Annotated in this window: 21 protein-coding genes; 2 read left to right on the forward strand and 19 right to left on the reverse strand. The window is 33.2% G+C overall.

Annotation, left to right across the window (positions count from 1 at the left end):
- Window positions 1-2 precede the first annotated feature (2 nt).
- The 16 genes from OW730_RS16095 to OW730_RS16170 form a co-directional block, all read right to left on the reverse strand.
- Window positions 3-857: an FAD binding domain-containing protein gene (locus OW730_RS16095; RefSeq protein WP_271225072.1), complete on the reverse strand. Its 855-nt coding sequence runs from the start codon at window positions 855-857 to the stop codon at window positions 3-5.
- 102 nt (window positions 858-959) lie between these two features.
- Window positions 960-2228 (reverse strand): uracil-xanthine permease family protein, encoded by a 1269-nt coding sequence (locus tag OW730_RS16100; RefSeq protein ID WP_271225073.1) that lies wholly within the window; start codon window positions 2226-2228, stop codon window positions 960-962.
- Window positions 2229-2407: 179 nt separating this feature from the next.
- Window positions 2408-2740 carry a Zn-ribbon domain-containing OB-fold protein gene (locus OW730_RS16105; protein ID WP_271225074.1) on the reverse strand — a complete coding sequence of 111 codons (333 nt, stop codon included), beginning with the start codon at window positions 2738-2740 and terminating at the stop codon, window positions 2408-2410.
- Between the two features lie 2 nt (window positions 2741-2742).
- On the reverse strand, window positions 2743-3939 hold the full coding sequence (locus OW730_RS16110; protein ID WP_271225075.1) for a thiolase C-terminal domain-containing protein: 1197 nt from the start codon (window positions 3937-3939) through the stop codon (window positions 2743-2745).
- A complete protein-coding gene (locus OW730_RS16115; protein WP_271225076.1) occupies window positions 3936-4610 on the reverse strand; it encodes a hypothetical protein in 675 nt (224 codons plus the stop codon). The genes OW730_RS16110 and OW730_RS16115 overlap by 4 nt, the downstream gene beginning before the upstream one ends.
- Window positions 4611-4728: 118 nt before the next feature.
- A complete protein-coding gene (locus OW730_RS16120; RefSeq protein WP_271225077.1) occupies window positions 4729-5520 on the reverse strand; it encodes a cyclase family protein in 792 nt (263 codons plus the stop codon).
- A gap of 21 nt (window positions 5521-5541) precedes the next feature.
- Complete coding sequence (locus OW730_RS16125; RefSeq protein ID WP_271225078.1) at window positions 5542-6954, reverse strand: DUF1116 domain-containing protein; 1413 nt, start codon at window positions 6952-6954, stop codon at window positions 5542-5544.
- Between the two features lie 12 nt (window positions 6955-6966).
- The gene (fdrA, locus tag OW730_RS16130; RefSeq protein WP_271225079.1) at window positions 6967-8535 is read right to left on the reverse strand and encodes an acyl-CoA synthetase FdrA; all 1569 of its coding nucleotides are present in this window, start codon (window positions 8533-8535) and stop codon (window positions 6967-6969) included.
- Window positions 8513-9508, reverse strand: coding sequence for a DUF2877 domain-containing protein (locus OW730_RS16135; RefSeq protein ID WP_271225080.1), 996 nt, complete (start codon window positions 9506-9508; stop codon window positions 8513-8515). The genes fdrA and OW730_RS16135 overlap by 23 nt, the downstream gene beginning before the upstream one ends.
- 400 nt (window positions 9509-9908) lie before the next feature.
- Complete coding sequence (locus OW730_RS16140) at window positions 9909-10286, reverse strand: DUF3899 domain-containing protein (protein WP_271225081.1); 378 nt, start codon at window positions 10284-10286, stop codon at window positions 9909-9911.
- On the reverse strand, window positions 10286-11404 hold the full coding sequence (locus OW730_RS16145) for an ABC transporter ATP-binding protein (protein WP_271225082.1): 1119 nt from the start codon (window positions 11402-11404) through the stop codon (window positions 10286-10288). The genes OW730_RS16140 and OW730_RS16145 overlap by 1 nt, the downstream gene beginning before the upstream one ends.
- Window positions 11382-12827 carry an ABC transporter ATP-binding protein gene (locus tag OW730_RS16150; protein WP_271225083.1) on the reverse strand — a complete coding sequence of 482 codons (1446 nt, stop codon included), beginning with the start codon at window positions 12825-12827 and terminating at the stop codon, window positions 11382-11384. Before OW730_RS16150 ends, OW730_RS16145 begins: the two co-directional genes overlap by 23 nt.
- Complete coding sequence (locus OW730_RS16155; protein ID WP_271225084.1) at window positions 12827-14725, reverse strand: ABC transporter permease; 1899 nt, start codon at window positions 14723-14725, stop codon at window positions 12827-12829. The genes OW730_RS16150 and OW730_RS16155 overlap by 1 nt, the downstream gene beginning before the upstream one ends.
- On the reverse strand, window positions 14722-15672 hold the full coding sequence (locus tag OW730_RS16160) for an ABC transporter permease (protein WP_271225085.1): 951 nt from the start codon (window positions 15670-15672) through the stop codon (window positions 14722-14724). The genes OW730_RS16155 and OW730_RS16160 overlap by 4 nt, the downstream gene beginning before the upstream one ends.
- A gap of 325 nt (window positions 15673-15997) precedes the next feature.
- Complete coding sequence (locus OW730_RS16165) at window positions 15998-18361, reverse strand: ABC transporter substrate-binding protein (RefSeq protein ID WP_271225086.1); 2364 nt, start codon at window positions 18359-18361, stop codon at window positions 15998-16000.
- A gap of 406 nt (window positions 18362-18767) precedes the next feature.
- Window positions 18768-18929 (reverse strand): hypothetical protein, encoded by a 162-nt coding sequence (locus OW730_RS16170; RefSeq protein WP_271225087.1) that lies wholly within the window; start codon window positions 18927-18929, stop codon window positions 18768-18770.
- Window positions 18930-19112: 183 nt separating this feature from the next.
- Here OW730_RS16170 and OW730_RS16175 point away from each other — a divergent pair, with 183 nt between their 5' ends.
- Both OW730_RS16175 and OW730_RS16180 read left to right on the forward strand, forming a co-directional pair.
- Window positions 19113-19508 (forward strand): hypothetical protein, encoded by a 396-nt coding sequence (locus OW730_RS16175; protein ID WP_271225088.1) that lies wholly within the window; start codon window positions 19113-19115, stop codon window positions 19506-19508.
- 103 nt (window positions 19509-19611) lie between these two features.
- Window positions 19612-19944, forward strand: coding sequence for a hypothetical protein (locus OW730_RS16180; RefSeq protein WP_271225089.1), 333 nt, complete (start codon window positions 19612-19614; stop codon window positions 19942-19944).
- Window positions 19945-20036: 92 nt separating this feature from the next.
- Here OW730_RS16180 and OW730_RS16185 read toward each other — a convergent pair whose 3' ends face one another.
- The 3 genes from OW730_RS16185 to OW730_RS16195 all read right to left on the reverse strand — a co-directional run bounded on the left by OW730_RS16185 (window position 20037) and on the right by OW730_RS16195 (window position 20846).
- Window positions 20037-20147: a DUF2922 family protein gene (locus OW730_RS16185; protein WP_271225090.1), complete on the reverse strand. Its 111-nt coding sequence runs from the start codon at window positions 20145-20147 to the stop codon at window positions 20037-20039.
- A 127-nt stretch (window positions 20148-20274) separates the two neighbouring features.
- Entirely contained in the window at window positions 20275-20634 is a 360-nt protein-coding gene (locus OW730_RS16190) for an Imm51 family immunity protein (RefSeq protein WP_271225091.1), read from the reverse strand.
- 56 nt (window positions 20635-20690) lie between these two features.
- Window positions 20691-20846, reverse strand: a complete 156-nt coding sequence (locus OW730_RS16195) for a hypothetical protein (RefSeq protein WP_271225092.1) — start codon at window positions 20844-20846, stop codon at window positions 20691-20693.
- Between the last annotated feature and the right edge of the window lie 326 nt (window positions 20847-21172).

Raw genomic sequence — 21172 nt, forward strand, 5'->3', positions numbered from 1 at the left:
AATTATTCACCTCCCATGGATGATAAATGCTGCAGAGCTCGTTTTACTAGAACTTCAGATACATGATATCGATAATCAGCTGATGATCTCACATCTGAAATTGGCTTTATGATATTACGTACTTCTTTTCCAGCCATAACTGCAAGTTCAGAAGTTAAAGGCTGTGAACTTAAAGTCTCTTCAAGTTGATATAGCCTTATAGGGGTTGTTGACACAGCAGACATAGCTAACCTGATTTTTTTATCCGCAGTCATTCTGGCAGTAACACCAACTATGCCAAGATCATGCCCCTTTAATCTTGTTTGCTTCAAAAATGTACTATTATCCCCATCTGAAACATCTGGAAGAAAAACACCGATTACAAGTTCACTTGCCTTCAACACAGTCTTCTTTACGCCAAGGAAAAACGAATTGATATCAACTATTCTAGTCCCTTTAACACTTGCAATAAGAATCTTTGCATCGTATACCATAAGGGGACCTGCAAGATCTGCTCCAGGTGATGCATTACAAATATTCCCCACAACTGTAGCCCGATTTCGCAGCTGATATGAAGCAAGGGAGTTAGCTGCTTGTACCAGCGCAGGATATTTTTCAAGGATAGACTTAGATTCTGCAACCTGATTAACGGTAACTGAAGCGCCTATAAATAAACCCTCATTTTTTTTATATTCCAAAAGTTTTGTTTCAAGTATTCCCTTAATATCAAGAATATGTTCAGGGGTTTCTACATTGCGATGAAGGATAATCATTAAGTCTGTTCCACCAGCCAAAATTCTAGTGCTGGCATTCTGCTCCAAATAATTCAGTGCTTCTGAAAGTGTTTGTGGTTTTACATAATCAAATTTACTTAACACGTCAAACCTCCTTTTTGTATTAAAAATCCCTCGAACTAAGTCCGAGGGATCATAAAACACACTCATAATTTTTATATAGATCCACAGAATGGCTTACTTACCTTAATTATTTTTTATTGGTTTGTTTCTATTTAATATTACATTTAATATGATTCCAACTATTGCAGCAAGACTTAATCCTGAAATCATAACGTCTTTATTTACAGGTATTCCAAGACTAATTCCTGTATATTTTTGAAGGTAAGTTGTTCCAAGTCCTATAATTAACATAGTAGCTATTACTATAATAATTCCTGCATCATACTTTTCAATATTGTTTTTCATATTCTTAACACCAATAAGAGCAATCATAGTAAATAGCATTAAACTTATCCCACCCATTACTGGTACAGGAATTGACCTTAGTACGCCTCCAACTTTTGCCACAAATCCAAGGATAATTGCAAATATAGCCGTAATCCTTAAAATTAAAGGATCATAGTTTTTAGTAATTGCTAAAACTCCTGTATTTTCACTATAAGTAGTATTGGCAGGACCTCCTATAAAACCAGCAAATAATGTAGCTAATCCGTCTCCTAAAAGTGTACGATTTAAACCTGGATCCTTAATAAAATCTTTCCCTACTACCTGACCGTTAGTTGTTATATCACCAATATGCTCCATGAAAACAGCAAGAACAACTGGAGCAATTATTAATATTGCAGCTATATCAAATGTAGGTAAAGCAAATTCAGGTATTGAAACAATAGCTGCTTCACTTATTATTGAAGTATCAACAAAACCAATTGCAAGACACACTATGTATCCTACAAAAACACCACATAAAATTGCGATTTGCTTAAAGAAACCAGTACCTTTAATGGTTATTATCAAAGCTGTACATAGAGTTATAGCTGCAACCCATATTTTAACTCTTGACATATCAATTGCCACTGGAATTAAATTCAGTCCTATTAGCATTATCATTGGACCTATTACTTGAGGTGGCAATATCTTTTTAATTCTGTCAATACCAATCTTTTTAATGAATAAAGATACTATTACATAAATAAAACCAGCTACTACAATACCTCCCTGTGCATAAGTGAGATCCCCATTGTACATTTCTCTTACTGTAATTATTACAGGTATAAATGCAAAAGAAGAACCTAAGAATACAGGTACTTTTCCCTTAGTACATAAATGGAATATAAGTGTACCAACCCCCGCAGCAATTAAGGCTACTGATGGATCTAATCCTGTTAGTATAGGAACTAAAACTGTAGCACCAAACATTGCAATTAAATGTTGAATAGCTAAGATAATTTTTCTAGATATTTTTAAGACCTTTCCATTTTCATTCTCTTTTGGAGTATGAGCATTTCTTGACATATAATATTCTCCTTATATATTAATATGTAAATTCTATGAAATAAAAAATTATCTATTTATTAATATATATGTTTTTAATTTACTTAATATGGTTAATTACTTTGAAAATCTTATTATTAAGGGACAGTTATTAAGAAATAATATTTCACTATGAAACCCTTTAATAACTGTCCCTGATTTTATTTAAAAATAAATCCGTAATAATCCTTACCTATACCTTCTTTTACAATACCTACTGTTGCCTTAAGTTTCATTCCTATCTGAGGATTCTCTACTTCCAGCTGTCCACTTACAACAAGACCATTTGTAAATTTTGCAATTCCAAAACCTAAATATGGTTTCATGTATCCCTCAGGAAGATTATATACTTTTGTATAGGTTAAAAGAGTTACTTCCCCACAAAGTGGAACTTCATCAAACTCTCTATTTCCACACTTTTTACATACATAATGCTTAGGATGGTGGAGTTCACCACAAGCTGTACATTTATAAGCATACATTTCTTGTGTCATAATCATTCCTCCTCCTTAGTAAGTATCATTGCAACAACGTTATTTCCGAAACCACCAAAGTTAACAGTAAGACCAGCTTTAGCCCCCTCTACTTGACGTCCTGTAGCTTCTCCTCTAAGTTGTTTTACAATTTCTACAACCTGGGAAACCCCAGTTGCACCAAGTGGATGTCCCTTTGCTTTTAAACCTCCTGAGGTGTTAATTGGGATTTTGCCACCAATCTTTGTTTCTCCATTTCTGGCTGCTATATGACCCTCACCCCTTTTAAAAAATCCAACCTCTTCTGATTCAACTATCTCTAGTATTTGGAAAGCATCATGAAGTTCTGCAACATCAATATCCTGTGGAGTAAGCCCCGCCATTTTATATGCCTTTTCTGCTGAAAGACGAACTGCAAGCAAATCCGTAGGGACTTCTCTTTCAGCCACTACATGAGTATCTGTAGCTTGACCTATCCCTGCTATTTTTATTGGTTTTTTATTGAATCTATCTGCTTTGTCCATAGCACATAATAAAACTGCTGCTGACCCATCAGATACAGGGCAACAATGGTACATACGAAGTGGCTCTGCAACATATGGATTCATTACATGTGCGTCCTCATCATCTGTTATACAATAAAGATTAGGCACCACATGTATATGTGCTACTGGATTATGGACTGCGTTCTCGTGGTTCTTAACTGATACTATTGATAAATCCTTTTCAGTTACTCCATACTTCTCCATACATAATTTTGTATAGAGTCCTGCGAAAGCTGGCAATGTTAGTCCATAGTCATATTCAGCTTCTGGGTGAAGCATTGTTGCAACAAAATCAGTGCCTTCCCAACCGCTAACAACCCTCATCATCTCTCCACCAACAACAAGGACACAATCACACATACCACTGGCAATAGCCATATAACCAAGTTTTATAGCAGATGCTCCTGAAGCTGGACCATTTTCTATTGTTTCAGCCATCGCTGGTCTTAGATTTAAATAATCCACTAGTGCAGATGCTATACCACTTTGTTTATTAAGGATACCCGCCCCCATTGTTGACACAAAAACCTGATCAACACCATGACCTATCCCTGTTTTTACACCTGCATCATCAAGTGCTTCCATTGCAGCCATGCTTAGCATATCAGTAAATGTTCCGCCTGACATTTTACCAAATTTACTATGACCTACCCCTACAATACCAACTTCTCTCATCTTTTATACCCTGGAATTTGCACATAAGTTGATGGAAGAATTGGATTCTCTGCAGTTTTAAGTAATTCTTCCTTTACAGGACGGCGGCCAGTAAGTTTAGAACCCTTGTGTTTTTCCCACAATTCTTTAGTTAACACATATGTTGGTACTCCACCTAGCTCATGCCATGTTTCTGGTCTTGATTCAAGTTCATATTCAATCATCCATCTCTTGAATCCATTTGGACTCTCAGCAACTATTAGTACTTCTTCCTGGTTTAAGATATCTAAATGATATTCCATTTTTGCAGCAAATAATTGTGCTCCAATTCTAAGCCCTCTTTTTAAGGTCATGGTATGATAGGACATTCCAACCTTTTCATCAACTAAGCGACCATTAACAATACCAACTATTACTCCATCTATTGTTCCAATTAAGCAATATTCATCCTTAACTCTATATCTGTAATAACCTAAAAGCTCGGAGTATATTCTAGATGCAACAATATCATAAAAGTCAGCTTCAACTGTCATAAGAGGCTTTACAGCTTCTAAAATAAGTGGCACCTCTTCTCTTTTGATTTGACGAATTACTAATTTTTCTCCAGTGGCCATGGTGATATACTTAGCTGGATAAGGTGCCATTGGTGTTTCAACAGGTCTTAAACTTTGTTCCATTTTGTCTATTTTCATTATTTCCCATCCTTTCTAATATATTTAATGTACCTACCTGTACACTTATGAACTTCTTATATAAATAATTGAAAATCAATTCTTATATATCTCTTTTAAGTTTACTCTCGGTCAAAAGTTACTCTGCATCAAATGCTACAATACGAGATATGCAGGATTCTCCACCTTCAAATCTCCATGGGAAGCATCCTATTATTAGTCTCTTACCCAGCACTTTATCAATTTCTCCACCAAGATTTTCAGCATGTATAATATCATGAGGGAACAAGTCATAATGCATTAATTGATAATCATCCTCTGGCCAGAAGTCTTCGAGCCCTTTACCGTATTTAGCTTTTAAATGTCTATCTGCTCGTCTAGCTTCTTTTGGAGCCCATTCACGGATTTTTGTGTTCATTGGATGATCCGCAGAACCACAGTCAACACCTATCCATTTAAATTCCATTTCCTTACACCATTTGGAGAATTCCTTTGTTGGTCCTGGATGTCTCATCATAAACCTTTCCTCATCTGCCTCAGGTTCATCCCAGCCATATTTGTGGTAACCAGTGTGTATAATTAAAATATCACCCTTTCTAACATCTGCTCTATCCATTATGTCCTTTGAAGTGTATATTCCATAATCCTCTGCAATATCAGATATATCAACAACAACTCCTGGTCCCACAAGATCCTCTAATGGAATACTTGCTATATCCCGTCCATGTGTACAAAAGTGCATAGAACCATCCAGGTGAGTACCAACATGATTTGAATGAGTTAACACCTGACCATTAGCACCATTTGATGAAAGTCTTTTGAAAAACTTGATTTCAAGAGGCTCATAGGTTGGCCACGCTGGCGTTAAGTGACTAATCTTTTGAGTTAAATCATACATTTTCACATTTTTAAAAATATCAATAATGTTCATATATACCTCCATTTATATTAATTATTTAACTGTCTTTTTAACAAAATAAGAAAGTGCATCTTTAAAGCATTTCATTGGAGGATGAACTATACCTGCCCCTACTTGACCAACACCTGCTCTATTGCATGCAACTCCAGTATTTATAATTGGTAAAATTCCTGTTTCAATAACTTTTCTAAAATCTATTCCAGTAGGTGTTCCTCTAAAATTCATATTGGGCATCTTAAAAGCATTATTTTCAGCACAGGTAATTTCATACATACTAGTTGTATAATTTACTGCATCCTTTGGTGTCCCTCCTACAAATTGAACAATTGCTGGAGCAGTAGCCATAGCAAATCCCCCTATTCCTGCTGTTTCAGTTATTGTACTATCTCCTAAATCTGGGTTTGCATCGGTTTCATCAAAGCCTGGAAAATAAAGACCTGTAACGTTTTCACAAGGGGCTGTAAACCACTTATCTCCAGTACCTGCTACCCTGATTCCAAAATCAGTACCATTCCTGGACAAGGCATAGACCACTGTACTGTATTCTATATTTTCAAGTGGATCTAAGCTGCATTTGCATGCTGGCATGGAAACATTTAAAAAGAAATGATCATTCTTATCTATGAAAGTTAGCACCTGTGCTTTTATTCTATCTGAAAAATTTGTTTTAACTATAAATGGTGCTAATTCCCTAAATAACAATGAAGTCCCTGCTTTATTTCTGTTATGTCCCTCATCACCCATTTGAATCATTTGTGCTAATATTGTTTTAACATCAATGCTCCCCTTCAAAACCATAGCAACCTTTAGAACAGGTGCTAGGACTGCTTCCATCCAGTTTAATTTTTCAATTACTTCTGGGCCAAAAGCTCCAAATCGTAAAACTTTCCCTAATCCTTCGTTTAATGTGCAATATGCATAGTTTCCAAAAGTCTTGTTTTGAAGAATCCATACAGGCATTGAATAAGTTACAACTCCAGCCATAGGACCTACAGTTTTGTGATGATGACATGGATCAAATTTTATTTTTCCAGAGGCAGCTAGAGTTCTTGCCTCTTCTTCATTTGTAGCAAGCTTTTCATATATTAAACCACCTATTACAGCGCCCTTAACTGGCTCACTCATTCTATCCCAGGTTATTGGTGGCCCTGCGTGAAGAATTGTATGCTTTGTCATTCCTGGAATATCAATACCAGCTTGACCAATGCCAACAATTATTGGCTCAGCAGCAAGAAGTCTATCTATCGCCTCCTTATTTGCTTTTTCAATTTTTTCACTTATACTCGTTGATTCTAATGCAGAAAGTTTTTTACTTGCTTCACTTGGTGGTCTCCAATTAACATGGATACTCTCTACCTTTTGTTCCTTTAAGTCTTTATGAAAAGACTCTAATCCGAGATTTATAACCTTAAGTTTCTTATTGAATAATTCATTTATCTCGGGCATTGCGCACCTCCTCTATATTTTATTTAGTTTTTCAAGAATTAATGAGGATAGTTTTACAGCTTGAGCATTTGATGGCATTAATACAACCCCTTCTTTTTCTAATTTTTCACATTGTTGTTTGTAATTTTGAGGATCACCCTCTGTACCACATACATACCCAATTACACATAGATATTTATTATTTTTTTTCATAGCTGCTTTTGCATTTCTTATAGCTTCAAGCATTTCCCCTGCTGGATCTATATTTGATCCATAACCAAGGACAAAATCCATAAGTACTATAGCAATGCCCTGATCCTGGACTTCCTTTATAAGTCTTTCTACTCTAACCGCTGGATCTATCATAGGATGTGGCTTTCCAACAGTGAAATCATCGTCACCCAGGTCAATGCATGTATGCTCCACACTTTTATGTGTATCCTCTAATCTAAGTTCCGGTGAGAATTGTATATTAGAGTATATCCTATAACCTTCTTTACCTAGCATCTTCATTGCTTCATCCGCCAAGGTGCCTCCAGTATATAAAGCTCTTAAGTACTTCTGTCCTTTATTAAACTTTTTACATTCACCTTGGACAATTTTTTCTATTTCCTCATCTGATAATGTAAAGCCAGTAAAATCCTCTATTTCTTTTCCCTCTGCTAACAGTACTGCCTTTCTTGCTGCATCCTCAAGGTTTAAGCATGAGAATGCACCCTGCTTTTCAATTTCACACCTATCTCCACCTATAAAACATGCAACAACTGGCTTATCTGTGGTTTTTACCATATTTAATATTTTTTCTGCTACCTCAGGTGCTGGTGGTTTAGAGATTAACACTATAACCTTTGTTTCTTCATCATGAATTAAGGCTTTAAATCCCTCAATCATCATAATTCCACCAACTTGACTTTTAAGATCTCTTCCCCCTGTTCCGATAACCTGGGATACTCCACCACCCATTTTATCTATAATCACAGTAACCTCCTGGGTTCCTGTACCAGAAGCTCCTACTATACCAATATCCCCTCTTCTCACAACATTTGCAAAGCAAAGGGGTACTCCATTAATAATTGCAGTACCACAATCTGGTCCCATAACTAGCAGCCCCTTATCTCTGCCTATTTCCTTTAATTTGATTTCCTCTTCTACTGTCACATTATCACTAAATAACATTACATGAAGATTATTATTTAATGCTCTTCTTGCTTCATAAGCAGCGTACTTTCCTGGCAAGGAGATAACTGCCATATTAGCTCCCTCAAGATGCTTAACTGCTGAACTGAGAGTTGTGGGTTTATACTCTAAAGCTGAATCATGGTTGTCTGCCTTAGTATTTAATAATTCATCAACCTTTTTAACAATGGTTTTAAGTATATTTTCCTCATCACTTGCAACTGCTATGAAAAAATCATTTGGTGTCAATCCCTTTACTTCATCATTTGACAATCCCAAGTTTTCTGTTAGTTCTTTATTCAGTTCTGTTCCCATACCAACTATAACGTCTTTAACATTTGACATTTTTTTAATTTCCTTAGTTATTAGCATTAATGCCACCGAATCATAGTAAGTATTTTTTCTAATCTCTACACACAGATTCATTTAACCATCCCCTCCTATACTTTAAATTACTCAAGATCCTAAGTCCTGCGTAAATACCAAGTGCCGTATCAGTTCCTGATGTTTCACCAAATCCAATAACGTCAATCAATGCTTTAATAATACGTCTATGATTTTGATCTTCATCATTATCAAAATTGAAAATTGCCCCCATTAGATTAAATACCGCTTCATTTGTCTCTCCCACTGATGAATGCTTTAACATTTCAGAGCTAACTCTAGTTGTTTTATATAAGCATGAGCTAATGATTTTACTATTAAATTCATATATTTGTTGAAGATTTAAGTTATAATAACTTCCCATATATATGTATGTAATCATTAGACCGCTAATAAAATCATCCATTGATGGTGTAAGCCCATATCCAAAACCTATAACATCCTGTGCTAAATATCCTATATCATCCACATCTGCTTTAATAACACCATAAATGAAATTAATAAACCTATCATTTATAAATTCAAATCTTCTATCAAAACCACATTCATGAAAAGAAGATAGATCAAGTTCTGGTAATTTACCTGCAAGGGTATTTACTAATGGCCCCATACCATAAAGCTTCCCAAATGTTTTTAATCCTTCTCCAATAATCTTTATGTTCTCTAAAAGTTGCTGTTCTGGAATGTTTGAAATATTTGTTTCAACAAGTGAAGACCACTTTTTAGCATTAATCATGTCTATATATAAATTCTTTTGTGTACAAGAAATCCCACTTTCGCTAAATTCAAATGATAAACCTTTTGTTATATTTAAATCATAAAAATCAACTTGTTCTCCTACATCCAAAATCACACTCATTGGAGACATTTTTTTATCCTTACTTAAAAGTGTTATGATTAAATCATCACATTCAATGTTCAATGCATTTTTAAATACAGAGTGAACATTTCCACGTAATGTTCCTTGTTTCAAAATCATGTTATGAAGATTTTTGCATATAAATAATCCTTTCAATAAAATCATCCCTTTATAACTAAATTTATTTTATAATTGTTATTTTTATTCATTAATTTGTTTTTATAAACTAAAGACTTTTCTATGGTATCGCTGTATTTTGTTTAAGTTTTCATTAGTTTAGTTTACATAATCTCATATATGTAAATCAATATTCAAAATAATATTTGTAAATAAAATAATCTAACACCCCACCCCAAAGACATCAGAGCTCTACCCTATATTCATTTCTCATCTTTCGCTAAATGCATTCTTAAGACCATTGACTATAACTTAAAAACAAAATCTCCAACTCAGTTCTGATAAACTCAAACCAAGTTGGAGATTTTTACACGATATAATTTATTCCTATATTTAGTAACAATAAGTGTATAATTTTTAACGCAGACTTATACCTCCATCAAATAATCATACCTGTAACAACAGATATTGTAATATATACCCCACCTACAAGTAATATATTTACTCCTATTCCTTTAGTATTATATTTTGAATTCTCTATATGCTTATATTCCTTATAATCATTGAATGTTTTGAAGTGATTTCCATCACCTTTATTTTTTGAAAACATTCTTCTACTTAAATATCCAATACTAGAGAATATACCAGCAGCACCAGATACAATTATTAACCCAGGAAAGAAGTAAACTGTACCCATTAAGAAAAATACATTAGATAGATTAACCAAGCTCATTTCAAAATCATATCTTAAAAACAATACTAGTGACATTATAAGAATAGATAAAGCTATTGTAGTAAAAATTCTCTTTATATTCATTATCCCTTCAACTCTTTTCTGTATTCTTCCAATTCTTTTGAGTTGGCAAGAATAAAATGTCCCTCTCTTATTTCATGAAATACAGGTTCTTCTTCTGAGTAATCATGAGCTGTTTGAGGATTATAGATTGTTCTTTTTCTGTACTTTTCATAGTTTGGATCAGGTAATGGAACTGCAGAAAGCAATGATTTTGTATAAGGATGTAATGGATTCTCAAATAATTCGTCAGCGGGTGCAAGTTCAACCATATTACCATAATACATAACTCCCACTCTATCGCTAATATACTTTACTACAGATAAATCATGGGCAATAAACAATATCGTTATTCCGAACTCTTTACGGAGGTCATTTAAGAGGTTGATTATTTGAGCCTGTATTGATACATCAAGTGCACTTATTGGCTCATCTGCTATTAAGAAAGCAGGATTGAGAACTAAAGCTCTTGCTATACCTATTCTCTGACGTTGACCACCACTAAATTCATGAGGATATCTATTTGCATGTTCAGGCACTAGCCCAACAGTTTCTAGAACCTTATTAACTTGTTCAATAATTACTGAGTCTTTCTTCACACCTGAAATTCTTAAACCTTCAGCTATGATCTCTTTAACCGTCATCCTTGGGTCAAGAGATGCGATAGGATCTTGGAAAATCATCTGCATCTTCTTCATTAACTCATAATTAGGCTTTTCATTCTGACGCTTTTTCCTTCTTATCTCTTTTCTGTTGAACTTAATAGACTTTTTGGCTTCAAGTTTCTTTGCAGTATCCTTTTCACTTCTAATGATTTTTTTTGCCTCTTGGATAGCTTCAATATTTGATTTTATACCTTCTGCTATAGGTTTTCCCAAAAATTCGATTGTTCCATCTGTTGGTTCATGAAGCTTCACCAAGGTTCTTCCCGTAGTTGTTTTTCCACAACCAGATTCACCAACCAAGCCAAAAACTTCACCACTATAAACATCAAAACTTACACCGTCTACAGCCTTAACTACTAACTTTTGTTTTCCAACACCTGATTTAAAGTGCTTTTTAAGATTCTTAATACTAAGTACAGGTGCAGTTTCACTCTGTTTAATCTCAATCTTATTTTTAAACTTCAAACTGTTTCTCATCTGTATTAAGCTCCTTTTCCATTTCCTTTTTCAATTCTTCTGTCATTACCTTCATTCTTTCTATTCTTTCATCAAGTATAGTTGGCTTATCAATATTTGGACCATCCTTATGCAGAAGCCAAGAAGCAGCATAGTGTGTATCTGATATTTTGAACATAGGTGGTTGCTCTTCAAAATCTATTTTCATAGCATATTCACTTCTAAGAGCAAAAGCATCACCCTTAGGAGGAAATCTCATATCTGGAGGTGTTCCAGGAATAGTTATTAGCTTCTCCTTTGAAGTTAAATCAGGCATTGAACCTAATAAAGCCCATGTATATGGATGTTTTGGGTCGTAGAACACTTCCTCATTAGTACCAATCTCTTGAATCTTACCAGCATACATAACAGCTATTCTATCTGCAACATTAGCAACAACTCCTAAGTCATGGGTTATGAAAATAACAGTTAATCCACGTTCCTCTTTTAATTTTTTTATAAGCTCCAATATTTGTGCTTGAATAGTTACATCCAAAGCTGTTGTTGGTTCGTCACATATTAATATATCTGGATTAGCCGTTAAAACTATTGCAATAACTATACGCTGGCGCATACCACCAGAGAACTGGAATGGATACTGCTTAAACCTTTTTTCAGGCTGCGGAATTCCAACCTCTCTCATAACCTCTAAAGCCCTTTCTTTGGCTTCCTTTTTAGTAACCTTTTTAATACGTCTAAGCTCTTCCTTTTTATTTGATATTTTCTCTTTAACTACCTTTGGTTCTAGCCCCTCAGGATTTCTACGAATTTCTTTTATCTCTTCATGATATTTTGCCTTCTGCTCATTATATTCATTCATTACTACTTTAGTAGCTTTTTTCTTAGCTATTTTCATAGTTTTTTTGGCTGTTGGTAACTGTTTTTTTAACTCAGCAATCTGTTTTTTCAGATCATTATAAGGTTCTTTATTCTTTTTATTCTCTGCTATCTTTTCTTTTAAACTCCTTATATCTCTCTTAGTTACTAAATAAGCAACTCTTTCTTTGTTGTATAGCTTTTCTATTTTATTTTTAAGATGATATCCATTTAGCAACAAACCTTCAGTAATTTGTTTACCAATTCTCATTATAGGGTTTAAACTAGATAAAGGATCTTGATATATCATACCTATCTTCTTACCACGTATTTCATGATACTCTTCTTCTGTTATCTTTAAAAGATCCTCGCCATCATAAATGATTTTTCCATCTTCAACTATAGCATTTCCAGCCAATATTCCCATAATTGCCCTTGTAGTAACAGACTTACCTGAGCCTGACTCTCCAACTATTGCTAATGTCTCACCTTTGTTTAAATCAAAACTAATATTTCTTACCGCTCTAACTTTTCCTGTAACTGTTCTAAATGATACACTTAAATTCTCTACTATCAATTTCTTATTCATTAATCTTCAACCCCTCTCAATGATGGGTTAAATGCATCTCTTAATGCATTTCCAAACATATTAAATGTTATCATCAATATTGAAACTACTATTGCAGGATATATAGTCAAATATGGGTAGTTGAACAAGAAATTTCTTGCATCAGATAATAATACACCTATTGATACACCTGAGAAAGTGAATCCTAGGATGCTGAATGATTGTCCATGCCCAATACCATATCCTAAGTATGATAAAGCAGCCTCTGTGAAAATTACTCCAGGTATTCCAAGTATGCTTGATGTAATAATTGTACCAATACCATTAGGTAAAATATGCCTAAATATCAAACGTGAATCTTTAGCACCCATTGTCTTGGATGCAAGAACATATTCTCTTCTTTTATATCTATAAAACTGCATTCTTGTTACACTTGCCGTTCCTATCCATCCAGATATAACCAGTGTCAGTATTAATGTCTTAATTCCAGGATTAAATAAAACAACCATTATAGACAAAACAACTAACCATGGTATTCTACCCACCAACTCAGCAAAACGCTGCATTAACATATCAACAGTTCCACCGTAATATCCGGAAATAGCACCAAACAAAATTCCAATAGTTACATTTATCAAAGTAACTATTAAACCAATATACAATGATGTTCTCAAACCTACCCAAACTAATGAAAACAAATCTCTACCTGCTTGAGATGTTCCAAACAAATAGTATGGCAAATCATCATATCCTAAATAAGCAGCATAATCGAGATAGACCTCGTATGAAGAATATTTTTTCCCATCTACTACAACAGAATCATTTTTTCTTATAACTTCGCGAATTGGAAAACCTTCAGTAAAAAACCATCCATCCGGATTATCAGGGTTAGGAATCTTCTCTACCTTGTCCCCCCACTCTTCTAATAATTTATCATATTCACTTGCAGAGAAAGCTGTTTCATGAGTTAAGTCAAATGCGGCTATATATTTATTGTATCTAAATGATGTAATAATCATCACACCATTTTGCCTCTGATACGAGCCTTTACCATCCATTATTTTATAGCTTGCTAGTTTAAATCCTTCATCAAATAATACTGGTTCTTTGCTGCTGTCGTCAAATAATGAGATACTTGTAAGTGCAGCAGAAGATCCTTTATTATCTGAGCTATAACGTACACGTAGTTTAGATACAACATCGGCATACAACTCTTCATTTAACTCAAATAATTTAACTTGGTGCTTACCAGTTTCAGTTATAGTGTCAATAACTGTATAATCACCACCAAAATCAGTTTGCAGAAGAACCTCTATTTTCCCATTAGAACTGCTGTCTAACTCGTATACATCTATTTCAATATAAGGATTATTAGCTTTAATTAAATTGTAAAACTCAGTAGATTCAACAGTAACTGACGTTGAGTCGTAATCTAACATTAATAATGATTGACCGTTTAAAACATATGGAGATTTTTCTGCACTTTCTACACGGTTATTAATAAGAGTTTTCATATCTATGGCTTTTTCATTAAAACTCAGTGGTAAATACAATCCTGTTTCTTCATCAAATTTTGATAAATCTGCAGGCATATCTTCTAAAAATACAGTACCATCCATAATTCCAATTTTCTCCAATAGAGGAACTCTTGGAGGTAAAAAAGAAAGCTTTTCATCAAGCTTAGTATAATCTTTGCCTGATAATCCCGGCATAATAATTGAGCATATAATTAAAACTAATAATATTGTTGATGCAGTTAAGTTTGCTCTATTCTTTTTAAATCTCATCCAAACATCTTTCATGTAGCCTATTGGCTTACCTTGAATTTTCTGGTCATATAATTTTTTACCCTTTTGTACAAATTCAAATTGTTCTTTTGGGATATTTCGATTTATAACTTTTGTCTCATTATTCATCATTTTTTACCTCCCATACGAATTCTTGGGTCAATTATTCCATATGTAAGGTCAACAACTAATGTTGCAAACAGTCCAATGGAAGTATAAAAAGCTGAATTACTTAACAGAAGGTTATAATCATACGCATTTTTAGTAAGTGCTCTTATAAATACTTGTCCCGTACCTGGTATTGAATAAATCATCTCCATTATAACCGACCCTCCTAATATTCCAACAAAAGAAAATATTATAGTTGGTACTAATGGAACCATTGAATTTCTCATAGCATGTCTAATAACAGCTTGTCTTCTTGTTAACCCTTTGGTTCTAGCTAATAGTAGGAATTCTGAGGTCAAAACCTCTGTTAGTTCAGCCCTAGTTAACCTTGTTAACCATGCTACTGGCCAAAATGACAATGCCATTACCGGTAAAATAAGTCCACGAATTCTCAGGGCCATATCTACATCTTTTGCAGGGAAGATTGATGGTACCCATTCTAAATGGTATCCAAATATCATAACAAGTATAATCATAACAACGAAACCCGGTATGGATATCATTACCATTACTGCGATTGTAATGAAATTATCTGAAGGTTTGTTCTTTTTTAATGCAGCAATTATACCAAGAGTTAAACCTATAGGAATATAGAATAATAGAGCTACAATATTTAGAGTCATAGTTGTAGGTATTCGATCTTTTAATATATCAAAAACAGGTCTACCTACTTCTACTCTAGTAGAAAGTCCCCAGTCCCACTTTGTTACAATATTTTTTACCCATGAGAAATACTGTCTGCTTATTGGTATCGGTTCATAAGCTCGTATAAATTCTCCCTTATCTTCATAATAAGAACTTCTAAGTGTTTCTCCTGTGGAAATCTTTTTTCTAATTTCCGCCATCTCTTCTGGATCCTCGATTAATCTAAAATCCATATATCCATCTGAAACCTGTTTGTTAAAGTGCAAACTTTTCTCCTCCTTTGTGGTAGGTGGATAAGAAGGTGCTAACTTTAACAAAGTAAAGTTCAATGTCAAAATGGTAACCAGCATTATAAATATCCAAATTATTCTTGTTATTATATATCTTGACATGTTTTCTTGCCTCATCTCTTATATTATTGGTTTATAAAAACCAGATTTACATTATTTCCATATCATCTATAATACCTTCTAGTTTATAAATGCATATTGTAAAACTATATATAAAAAGAAATTAAGTTACTTATATAGAAAGGATAGAAAAAATAATATTTCTATCCTTTCTCCATCAAACATTTCAAATCATTTTATATTATTCTTCTGATTCTTCTTCCTCTGCCCCTTCTTCCTTAGGAACTTCAGTTCCATCTACTATTTCAGTTTCAAAATTTAATGCTGAAACGATAGCGTCAAATGACCATAACTCTTTAACCATCTTACCATCATCATTCTTATATGAAACAGTAATCTCTGGTTTAGAAGTATCAATACCCCAGTTTAGAGTAAATCCAGATCTGTTGTCTGAGCAGTAAGTGTCTAGGAATGATGCTGCATCTAGAGTGTTACCACCTATTCCACCAATTGAAGTATCAAACTCACCAACCATCATGTGATCATAATAGATTCCTGGGAAATCTTTTGGAAGAGTATCTACAGTTACTTTGATATTATGCTTTTCACTGTTGAATGCTTCTTCCATAGCATCTTTAATGTAAGTAGCCATTAAAGCTTGAGTTTCACTTCCACTGAAGTAATTGAACTCAATTTTAATCTCATCTCCACTCTTATAAACGCCTTCTCCTATTAAAGTATCAAGTGCTTTATCATAATAAGCTCTTGCAGCATCTAAGTTATAACCATTAGTTGAAGGTGAAAGATCAGCACCTACTGCCATACCTTGTGGTGTATTTCTATAAGGCATACCTGTCTCAGCTTCTACTACATACGCATCTGTAAATAGATACATCTGTGTTTGAGAAGTCTTCATAACTTCCTCAGCAAGTTTCTTTCTATCTATTGCATGGAAGATACCCATTTTAAAATCGTGATTTGCTAAAATTGGTTCTGGTTCCCATTCACTATCTGGGAATTGTGCAGCGTGCCCCTCTTTAGAACCTGTACCGTTAATCATCATTCTGAAAGTTGTTCTTCCAGGAACACGCTTTAATCCTGGATGACTCTTATACTCTTCATAATGTGCTGAAGGTAATGGAACTGTATCAAGTTTACCTGCTATAAACTCTTGGAATTCCATTTCCGCATCTTTAATAATAGTAATTAATCTACCTGTGTAGAAATATTTATCTGCATCATGGAATTTATCATTCTTCTTCATTCTTATAACTTTATCACTCTCGAAATAGTCAACATAGTAAACACCATGATATGCTATTGATTCTTCATCAATACCATATTTGTCGCCTAAAGCTTCATATAATTCAATATTAACTGGTGTCATTACCATACTACCTAAGAAATACTTAACATTCCATTGAGATTGCTCATCAACAAATTCAAATTGAAGCGTATTGTCGTCAATTAACTTGATACCTACAGTATCCCACTCAGCTGTTCCGTCAACAAACTCTTGACCATTAACAACTTTTGTTGAACTTGTGCAGAAATCACTACCACCACTTACAGCTCTAAACCATTTTTCTTCTAAAGCAAGTTTGTAAGTCTCATAAAAATCAACAGCGTTAATAGTTGTATCTGTTATCATTGACGTATCAGTTTTATCGTTAAACTTCCACTCAAGACCATCTTTTATTTTAATTTGCCATTTTTTTGATACTATCTTACCATTTGGTAATTCACGGCTTTCTATAGCTATTGGATCCTCAGAAGCCATGGAAGGATTAAGAACATATCCTGACTTATCTTCATTAAACTCATATTCATACAATGTACCGTAATAATAAGCCATCATATCGCCTGTTGTTCCATCATCATATTTCCATTGATTCCATGCTGCAGGATTCTGCCCGATAGACTCTCTAAAAGTGTACTCACCTTCATTACCCTTTTGGCCATCTTCCATCAATATCTTACTATCATCAGCAGCCATAGATGAATAATCTATACCAAATCCTAAAACTGGCAATGAAGTTTCACTAACAAGTTGCATTCTGTTAGAAAATAATCTGAATCCAGCATTTGCAAATAATGGAATACCTGCATGTTGGCTATGCAATAGGTAATCTTCAGCAGCTGCCATAAAAGTATGTCTTAATTCAGCTGAAGCAAACTTGTAGTTGTAAGTACCATTTGCTAAAGCAGCATCAACACTTGTTACTGTTACAACTCTAGTAACTGATAAGTCAGTACCTTTTAATGCGTATGTTAACTCATACTCACCTGGTATAAGTGTATTAACTTCACCAGTAACCTCTATATTAGATGTTGCATCTTTACCATCTGTTCCTTTTGCTGATACACCATCAAGTGGATCAAACTCTGATAATTCCTCTATAGAAACGTTTTCAGCACCAGTAATTGAAGCCTCTGTCTTTGGTGTTTCTTCATTTTCTTTATTGTCTTTATTATTGGTCTCCTCCTGTGTTGTTTTTACATTTTCATTTTCTTTCTTTTCTGAATTACCACATCCTGAAAATGCGCTAATACACATCAGTAAAACAAGTAAAAACGAAGTAATCTTGCTTAATCTGCCTTTCATTCCTTAATTATCCCCCTTTTGATAATATAGTCAGTTGTAGTGTTCAACAACTGCTGAAAAATATTTTAAATGCTTTCAAAAAGAATTTCCCCCACTTAATTTAGAATTGTTAATATGTCACTACATATACTTAAACTAAAATAAGATAAATTTTTTTTGTAAGCAAAATAAAACAAATAAACAAGTGATCAAAGTTTGATTTTAGTTTCCTTTACATAATTAAGTATATTCCGCATTTGTTAATTTTTTCCTTATTTTTTGAAATTTTTTTAAATATTTGAGAAATTCTTTAAAAATCATTATTAACATACTAAACAAACCAACTAAATTACACTCACACCAAACTCTATAACAACAAAAAAAAACTGACATCCCACCCCCAAGACATCAGATTTCTACTCTGTATTCACTTCATCTTTTTACTAAATATATTCTCAAGACTGTTGTCTTTTATTCTCTTTCTTATTTCATCTTTATCTATTGTATAAATATTTAATTTCTCCATCCTCTTGAAATATACTGAACCAGCAAAGTTGCATCTAGTTTTATGATCTTTCATTTTTAACATTCTATAATTTGCATAACATTTTCACCGCTCACCATTTATTGTCAATAGTTTTATACATTGTAAAATCACCCTTATTTAGTTTATAATTTAATAGGTAAGTTATGTTTATAATGGGTAATAAGTAATAAAAGTAGTAAATATTACGTCTATAAACCTAGTGATTTGTAATATAGGAGGAATAAAATGTATACGATATTTTATCAATTTAAGAAACAAGAATGTGAGACCGTTGAAGAAACGCTATCATTTATTAATTATCTAAATGATTATTGTGAAGATATGGTTTTTCAAGGTATTCGTATTAAACATGAGAGTGGAGAGTGTTTGAAATTAGCAATAGGAAGTGTCGATAATAAGAGTGTTTTTTTCTTGGAAGCTATGGATGATAATGATGATCATCAAATTTCATTTACACCATTCATTCCTCAAGGAGAGAAGATTATAGTACCTATGCCTGGCGAAGGATATCTTGGATGTTTTAAGTACAATTTGATTGATTTTTATGATGCAATAACAGTAGCAGAGCATTTTTTAAAAAATAAATCACTACCAGCCGAGGCAAATTACCATGCATATTGATTTTGATAGTATTAAAACATCCTCATTAAGATGTTGCTTAATATAATGTTTGCAACATCCCCCAACCTAAGCCCTATAAGAAATAAGCGAAAGGAGCGCTTTTATGAAAAAAAAATATAAATTCTTAATTGCTATTATATGCGTTGTTATGTGTTTACTTTTTTGGTTCATACAGTGGAATAAGATTGTCGGAACGGTTTATGGTCCTGAAATGGAAAAGATTATAATAGATAATGTTTCCTATGTTTGGGGAGATACACCATATCATGGTACTGACAAAAGTTTTCATATCGGTAAAGGAGCATGGCAAGATGGAACAAGAGTGTTGGATTTGTATAGGATTAAGGGGGATAAAGAATTTAACTATCTATATGCTCGACATGGTTGGGAAGGAAAAATGTATATGCGCGAAAATTTAAAAAATAGAGAACAATAGTTAAAAATAACACTAATATTTTTTTCATATCAATGCCTATCATTTAACAAAAAAATCAACACAGCAGTTTATGAACTGACGGCATTCTTACCTTACTGAACTTCTACTTCAGTTTCAATTACATCTATAATTTTAGCGCCCTTTTTCTTCTTTAAAGATCGACTAGTTGAATAGAATGGATCCTGAGTAATAATCTCGTCCATAAGAGAATTTACTTCTTTAGATTTTAGAAGTTGTAGAGAATCGAAAAACTCTTAAATCTTCGAAAACCTTTATGAATCACCTGTTCTTAGAGTGCGAAATTGATTTCTCTTTAATATTAATTAAATTCTAATAGCATACTATTTCATTATTATTTTCTATAATAAACTCATATAACGTTTCTTCATTTTCTATAAACTCTGTTATCAGACTCATTACATACTTAGATTTTTCAATCTTTTCTTTTATTAACGGATAATATGCTACATATGTACTCGCCTCTGAATCTCCATCCATCTCATCAAGTAAATTAGCACACTTTTCTTCTAAATAATAATTTAATAATTCTTCCCGATTATATCCGTTCATATATTCTTCTTCATTTATTCGGTTGATTTTATGCCCTATATGAAAAACCTTATCTTCTTCAATGTTAAAAACACCTGAAACAGAATCTTCTTGTTTTACAATACTAAAATAATTACTCATTTTCACTCACTCCTATATCTATTTTTTATACAACAATAGCATGTTATTTTCATGTATTAAGCAATTTTTGAAGAATCATAAAAGCTTTTACCGAACATTCCCTTGAGAAATTCGCATCCTTTAAGTTTATTATTTTCATTAGATACTGCATTTAAAATGTTATATAATTCACAAATCTTTTGATTAAATTCATCAATTTCAAAGTTAGTCATACTAGAGAAAATTTCTTTATCATATACATAAGGCTTGTTAGAAAACAGTTTTAATAATTTACTTTCTAAAGAATCTATTATTATAAATTTATAAATAATTTTGTTAAGGAATTCTATTAATGCTCCTAAATCATCATATTCATAAATATCGGAGTTTTCACTTTCTTTTCGTGGTGTAAAACATTGTGTAGCAAGGTCAACAAAGCCTGCTTAAATAGATGATATTTTGCTATACTCATATTCAAGGATTGCCATATTGTCAAATAATCAATAACCCTTATTAATTGTTTTTTATCATAGTTACATTCAAATATATTATTAATTTT

The sequence above is a fragment of the Oceanirhabdus sp. W0125-5 genome, from assembly GCF_027938815.1.
In the GTDB taxonomy this organism is placed as follows: Bacteria; Bacillota; Clostridia; order Clostridiales; family Clostridiaceae; genus Oceanirhabdus.

What these genes read in the sequence shown, in the direction of transcription:
- OW730_RS16100 (WP_271225073.1), bottom strand. Translation starts at nt 2,228, where the DNA reads ATGTCAAGAAATGCTCATACTCCAAAAGAGAATGAAAATGGAAAGGTC.
- OW730_RS16105 (WP_271225074.1), bottom strand. Translation starts at nt 2,740, where the DNA reads ATGACACAAGAAATGTATGCTTATAAATGTACAGCTTGTGGTGAACTC.
- OW730_RS16110 (WP_271225075.1), bottom strand. Translation starts at nt 3,939, where the DNA reads ATGAGAGAAGTTGGTATTGTAGGGGTAGGTCATAGTAAATTTGGTAAA.
- OW730_RS16115 (WP_271225076.1), bottom strand. Translation starts at nt 4,610, where the DNA reads ATGAAAATAGACAAAATGGAACAAAGTTTAAGACCTGTTGAAACACCA.
- OW730_RS16120 (WP_271225077.1), bottom strand. Translation starts at nt 5,520, where the DNA reads ATGAACATTATTGATATTTTTAAAAATGTGAAAATGTATGATTTAACT.
- OW730_RS16125 (WP_271225078.1), bottom strand. Translation starts at nt 6,954, where the DNA reads ATGCCCGAGATAAATGAATTATTCAATAAGAAACTTAAGGTTATAAAT.
- fdrA (WP_271225079.1), bottom strand. Translation starts at nt 8,535, where the DNA reads ATGAATCTGTGTGTAGAGATTAGAAAAAATACTTACTATGATTCGGTG.
- OW730_RS16140 (WP_271225081.1), bottom strand. Translation starts at nt 10,286, where the DNA reads ATGAATATAAAGAGAATTTTTACTACAATAGCTTTATCTATTCTTATA.
- OW730_RS16145 (WP_271225082.1), bottom strand. Translation starts at nt 11,404, where the DNA reads ATGAGAAACAGTTTGAAGTTTAAAAATAAGATTGAGATTAAACAGAGT.
- OW730_RS16150 (WP_271225083.1), bottom strand. Translation starts at nt 12,827, where the DNA reads ATGAATAAGAAATTGATAGTAGAGAATTTAAGTGTATCATTTAGAACA.
- OW730_RS16155 (WP_271225084.1), bottom strand. Translation starts at nt 14,725, where the DNA reads ATGATGAATAATGAGACAAAAGTTATAAATCGAAATATCCCAAAAGAA.
- OW730_RS16165 (WP_271225086.1), bottom strand. Translation starts at nt 18,361, where the DNA reads ATGAAAGGCAGATTAAGCAAGATTACTTCGTTTTTACTTGTTTTACTG.
- OW730_RS16170 (WP_271225087.1), bottom strand. Translation starts at nt 18,929, where the DNA reads ATGTTAAAAATGAAAGATCATAAAACTAGATGCAACTTTGCTGGTTCA.
- OW730_RS16175 (WP_271225088.1), top strand. Translation starts at nt 19,113, where the DNA reads ATGTATACGATATTTTATCAATTTAAGAAACAAGAATGTGAGACCGTT.
- OW730_RS16180 (WP_271225089.1), top strand. Translation starts at nt 19,612, where the DNA reads ATGAAAAAAAAATATAAATTCTTAATTGCTATTATATGCGTTGTTATG.
- OW730_RS16185 (WP_271225090.1), bottom strand. Translation starts at nt 20,147, where the DNA reads ATGGACGAGATTATTACTCAGGATCCATTCTATTCAACTAGTCGATCT.
- OW730_RS16190 (WP_271225091.1), bottom strand. Translation starts at nt 20,634, where the DNA reads ATGAGTAATTATTTTAGTATTGTAAAACAAGAAGATTCTGTTTCAGGT.
- OW730_RS16195 (WP_271225092.1), bottom strand. Translation starts at nt 20,846, where the DNA reads ATGACTAACTTTGAAATTGATGAATTTAATCAAAAGATTTGTGAATTA.